General features: G+C 67.6%; 4 protein-coding genes. All 4 read left to right on the top strand.

Annotated elements, in window-relative coordinates:
- Positions 1 to 978 (top strand): phosphotransferase family protein (locus MJ785_RS04695; protein ID WP_239380085.1); only part of this gene is annotated, 978 nt, incomplete at its 5' end.
- A gap of 98 nt (positions 979 to 1,076) precedes the next feature.
- Complete coding sequence (locus tag MJ785_RS04690) at positions 1,077 to 2,015, top strand: aldo/keto reductase (protein WP_239380084.1); 939 nt, start codon at positions 1,077 to 1,079, stop codon at positions 2,013 to 2,015.
- A gap of 219 nt (positions 2,016 to 2,234) precedes the next feature.
- Entirely contained in the window at positions 2,235 to 3,452 is a 1,218-nt protein-coding gene (locus tag MJ785_RS04685; protein ID WP_239308334.1) for an ABC transporter substrate-binding protein, read from the top strand.
- 87 nt (positions 3,453 to 3,539) lie between these two features.
- A partial coding sequence (locus MJ785_RS04680) for an ABC transporter permease (protein ID WP_239380083.1) occupies positions 3,540 to 5,461 on the top strand: 1,922 nt, incomplete at its 3' end.

The following is a 5,461-nucleotide window of genomic DNA, read 5'->3' as shown; positions in this document are numbered from 1 at the left end:
GCGGGTGCGGGTGCGGGTGGCCCGGCGGGCGAGGTGGCGGTCGAGGATCTTGTCGAGCTCACCGGTGGCCAGTCGGGCCACACCTTCGCCGCGTCACTGGTGGACGCCGCCGGTGGACGCCGTCGGGTCGTGCTCAAGGTTGCCACGCCCGGTGTGTCTCCGGTCCGCAACCGGGACGTTCTACGACAGGCCCGGTTGTTGCGCGCGTTGGCTGCCGTGCCGGACATCCGGGTGCCCCGGGTGCTCTTCGGCGACCCGGGGGACCCGCCGGGAATCCCACCGCTGTTCGCGATGGACTTCATCGACGGGGACTCCTACGAGCCGATCATGGATACGCCGCGGGCGCCGCTCGCACCCGCGGCGGTGCGGGGCCGCTTCGCCGCGGCGGCGCGCATGCTCGCGGCGATGCAGGCCATCTCGCCGGTGTCGGTGGGCCTGGGGGATGAGCGGCCGGTGTCCCTGGCGGATGAGGTCGGTCGGTGGGAGCGCGCGCTGGACACGGTCGAACAGGCGTTGCGGCCGCGCCACTCGGAGTGTGCCGCGGCACTGCGCGCCCGGCTGCCGGCGGAGCTCGCCCCGGTCGTGGTGCACGGTGACTGGCGCCTGGGCAACATGCTCGCCGTCGGCGGCGACATCACCGCCGTCATCGACTGGGAGATCTGGACGGTGGGCGATCCCAGATTGGACCTGGCCTGGTTTCTGTCCATGTGTGGGGTGATGGGCAGCCCGATCGCGCGTTTCGACCCGCCGGGCGTCCCGTCCGCCGCTGCCGTCCTGGACACCTACGAGCAGGCCCGGGGCACGGCCGTGGCCGATCTGCGTTGGTTCGACGCACTGGTCCACTTCAAGTCGGCGGCCACGCTGTCTCTCATCGTCAAGCACAACCGGCGGCGGCCCAGCCCGGACCCGTCCGCTGAGCGCTACGCGCAGGCCATCCCCGGATTGATCGAGAGCGCGCTGGCACTCCTGGGCTCATGACGTACCGCCGCGAACCACGAGGAGGACCGGCATGGCTGTAGCGGCTGCCGCTGCCGGTACCGGTGCCGACAGCGGTACCGGACGGGGAAGGGACGGGAATGCGTACCCGAAGGATCGGTAGCCTGGAGGTCTCGGTCGTGGGGCTGGGCTGCAACCAGCTCGGCACCACCTGCGACGAGACCAGGACCGCGGCCATCCTCGCCGCCGCCGCCGACAGCGGCGTGACCTTCTTCGACACGGCTGACGAGTACGGTGCCGGCGCGTCCGAGGAGCTGCTCGGGCGTCTGTTGGCGGCCCGCCGCGACGAAGTCGTGATCGCGACGAAGTTCGGGTCGCGCTACGGCGCGGCGCCCGGCGAAGGCGGCGCGAGCCCCCGCTGGATCACGACGGCCGTCGAGGCGAGCCTGCGGCGGCTGCGCACCGACCGTATCGACCTCTACCAGCTGCACTTCCCCGACCCGTCCGTGCCGATCGAGGAGACCCTCGGTGCGTTGGAGGGCCTCGTTCAGGCGGGCAAGGCCCGGGAGATCGGGTGTGCGAACATGGCCACCGCCCAGATCGACGAGGCGGCGCGCGCCGCGAACGATCATGGCCTGAGGCCGTTCGCCAGCGTCCAGAACCGGCTCAATCTGTTGCGGCCGCAGGCGCTTTCCGACACCGTGCCAGCAGCGTCCGCCCAGGGCATGGCGTTTCTTCCGTTCTTCCCCCTCGCCTCCGGAGTTCTCACCGGCAAGTATCGCCGGGGGCAGGCTCCCCCCGCGGGCACCCGCCTCGGAGATCATGTAGCCCCTGCGGTGGCGGCGAAAATCCTCTCCGAGCGCACACACGACCGCCTTGAGGCCTTCGAGAGGCTGGCTGGCCAGGACGGGCACACCCTCCTGGAACTCTCGATCGCCTGGCTGATCGCGCAACCCGCGGTGGCATCGGTGATCGCTGGCGTGACCTCGCCGGCGCAGCTCCGCACCAACGTCGCCGCCGCCGAGTGGGAGCTGAGCGCGGAGACCATGGCCGCGGCCTCGGCGATCGCGCGCGGTTAGGCCCTTGCCGAGCCGGCTCCGCTGACCGCGCAGGTGGACCAGATTGTGCTGGTACTGACACCAAGAGTCATATTCGTGGATTTCCGGGCATGCGGTGAGTCTGGGACTTGACGGGTGTGGTGTCAAAGGTCACACTTCGCGCACTGTAGAAATGTCTATCCGATTAAGCGATTCATACTGTTGCGTTCGGTGATTCAGTTACCCTTCTCAAGGAGGATCATGAAAGTCCGCTCGAAGGCACCCTTCGCCGTAGCGCTTGCCGGTGCCCTCGCGCTGGCCGCATGCGGTAGTTCTTCGTCGAATGACGGGAGTGCCGCGTCGGGGTCGGCGACCAAGCTTTCCGGCGAACCCATAAAGATCATGACGATCCAGGCGCTGTCAGGCCCGTCCGACAGCTACCCGGGAGTCCCCGCGGCGGTGAAGGCCGCGGCTCAAGCAATCAACAAGGCCGGCGGTATCAAGGGCCGGCCGCTGGAGGTCACCGCCTGCGATGACCAGTTCGACCCGAACAAGGGCGCTGATTGTGCGACCCAGGCCGTTCAGGGCAAGTACCTGTTCGTGACGGCCAACTCCAGCACCGGCGACCGGTACATGCCGATCCTGGAGAAGGCGAAGATCCCGGCGATCGGTGAAGTACCGAGCAGCGCCAGTGAGCTCAAGAGCCCGTACTCCTTCCCGTTCGGCAGCGGCGCGGTCAACATCGCCGGTGGCGGGACGGCCTGTGGCAAGCTGGGTAAGAAGGATCCGGCCGTCGCGGTCGTCGACATCGCGGCTGGACGCAACTCGGCTTCCTTCTTCGGCATCGGCCTCAAGTCGTTCAACCTGAACATCAACAAGACTGTGCCGATCGCGCCGACTGCCACCGACCTGACGACCAGCGCGGCCACGTTGACCAGCGGCACCACCGACTGCATCGACATGGTGCTGGGCTCGAGCCAGGCGTCCAAGCTGTTGCAGGCGCTCTCGCAGGCGGGCTCCAAGGTCACGACCGCCTACGGCGCTACGGTCATCGAGGATAAAATGATCAAGACGCTTGGATCGGCCGCGGACGGGCTGGTGCTGGTTGGTTCGATGCCACCGGCCAGCGATACCACCATTCCCGCGATCAAGCAGTTCAACTCCGAGCTGGATGCCGCCGGTGTTGCCGCTGACACCCGCAGCGAAGGTGCCATGACCGCGTGGGCGACCGTCCACCTGGTGGCCCAGTACGCGGCGAAGCTGACCACGATCGACGGGGAGAGCCTGGCCAATGCTCTGAACACCGCCGGAGAGATCGACTTCTCGCCGCTGCCCAAGGTGGACTTCGCCAAGCCGATCAAGGTTCTGTTCGACGGTAACCGGATTTTCACCACCAGTGTGTACTTCTCCGAGGTCAAAAACGGTACCCGTACACCACTGTTCGACAACCAGGCATTCAACGTCCTCGGCAGCTCCTAACCGCGGCTGTTTCGGCACCCGGCCGCGGTTCCTCCCGCGGCCGGGTGCGCCGGCATACCCGCGTTCTCGGCAGAAAGGCTTTCCGACGTGGATTTCCTCCGCTTTGCCCTGCTGGGTCTTGGCACGGGCAGCTTGTACGCGCTGGCCGCGCTCGGGATCGTGCTGGTCTTCCGAGCCTCCGGAGTACTGAACTTCGCCAGCGGCGTGACGGGCGGTTTCGCCGCCTTCGTCTTCTATGACCTGCGCGACACCCATCATGTGAACTGGATCGCCGCGCTGGTGCTGAGTATCGCGTTCGGGGCGGCGCTGGGTGGTGCCACCCACCTGTTGGTCATGGTCCCGCTGCGCCGGGCCTCCGCGTTGGTCAAGCTCATCGCCACGCTCGGAGTCCTGCTGTTCCTCGAGGGCGTGGTGGTGCTTGTCTGGGGGTCCGCGCAGGAGCTGGTGAAGTCGATCCTGCCGACCAAGGCGGTCCACGTGACCGGCTCGTTGGTCATCGGTAAGGACCGTATCGTCCTCATCGGTCTTCTGATCGTGCTCGCGGCCGTCCTGTGGTTGATCTATTCCCGGACCCGGTTCGGTCTCGCGACCACGGCGGTGGCGGAGAACCGGCGCACGGCAGCGGCCTCCGGATGGTCGACATCCATGATTGAGCTGGTGAACTGGAGCGTCGGCGGCGCGCTGTACGCCACCGCCGCGATCTTCCTCGCGCCCATCACCGGACTGTCCGCGGGTGCACTCACCCTGCTTGTCGTTCCCGCGCTCGCGGCGGCGCTGGTCGGAGGCTTCTCGTCCTTCCTGCTCACGATCGGCGGCGCCATGCTGCTCGGTGTCGTGCAGGCGGAGGTCGGACGCTACCTCGCCGACGTCACCGGGCTCGCGGATTCCGTACCGTTCCTGTTGATTATCGTCATTCTCACTCTCGGTGGACGTGCCCGGCCCGCCCGCGGTGACCTTCCCGTGCGGTTGCCGTTGCCCGGTCCAGGACGGGTGAACCTGCCGCTGCTCATTCCGGCGATCGCCGCGGGTGCGTTGCTCGTCTGGACAGTGCCTACCGACTGGGTCGACTCGCTCGCCACGACCTTCATCGCGGCGGTGCTCGTGCTGTCCGTCGTCGTCGTCACCGGTTACGCTGGACAGCTCTCGCTCAGTCAGTGGGCGTTGGCCGGCTTCGGTGCCTGGGTCGCGGCCCGGCTGGTCGCCGCGTCGGGGTGGCCATTCTGGCTGGCGGCACTCGTCGGTGTTCTTGCCGCGATACCGGCCGGTCTCATTGTGGCGCTGCCCGCACTGCGTACCCGTGGGGTTAACCTCGCGGTCGCCACGCTCGGCCTGGCACTGGTGATCCAGAATATGATCTTGGGTAACGGTGAGCTCACCGGCGGGCTTGACGGGACCAATGTCGGGACGCCGTCCCTGTTCGGTGTCGACCTCGACCCGATCACCTACCCTCGGCGCTACGCGACTCTTGTCCTGATCATGTTGGTGTTGCTCGGTCTCCTCGTGGCCAATGTGCGGCGTGGCCGCACCGGTCGGCGGCTGCTGGCGATCCGCAGCAATGAGCGGGCTGCCGCGTCGATCGGCATCGGGGTCTACGGGGCCAAGCTCTACGCCTTCGGCCTGGCCGCCGCGATCGGCGCGATCGGCGGGATCCTCACCGGGTTCCGCAGCCCGACCGTGGTCTTCACCCAGTTCGACGTGTTCGGGTCCATCAACGTCGTCATGTATGCGGTGATTGGCGGTATTGGCTGGGCGTCGGGCAGCCTGGCCGGCGCCACCATGATTGCGGGCGGTGTCACGGCGAAGATCGTTGATTCGCTCGGTGACATCAGCGGCTGGCTGCCCCTCATCGCCGGTGGTGGCGTCATCCTGACACTTTTCCAGGCCCCGGACGGGATCGCCAAACTCAACTCCGATGGTTATCAGGCACTTGTCGCACGGCTGCGCGGCGGCGGATCGGCACCAGCGCCGGCTGTAGACGGTGCGGCGCCCGCTGGTACCACCGCGACCGG

The organism is Protofrankia sp. CiT1 (assembly GCF_917627335.1).
GTDB lineage: Bacteria > Actinomycetota > Actinomycetes > Frankiales > Frankiaceae > Protofrankia.
This window is presented reverse-complemented; position numbering and strand designations above follow the sequence as displayed.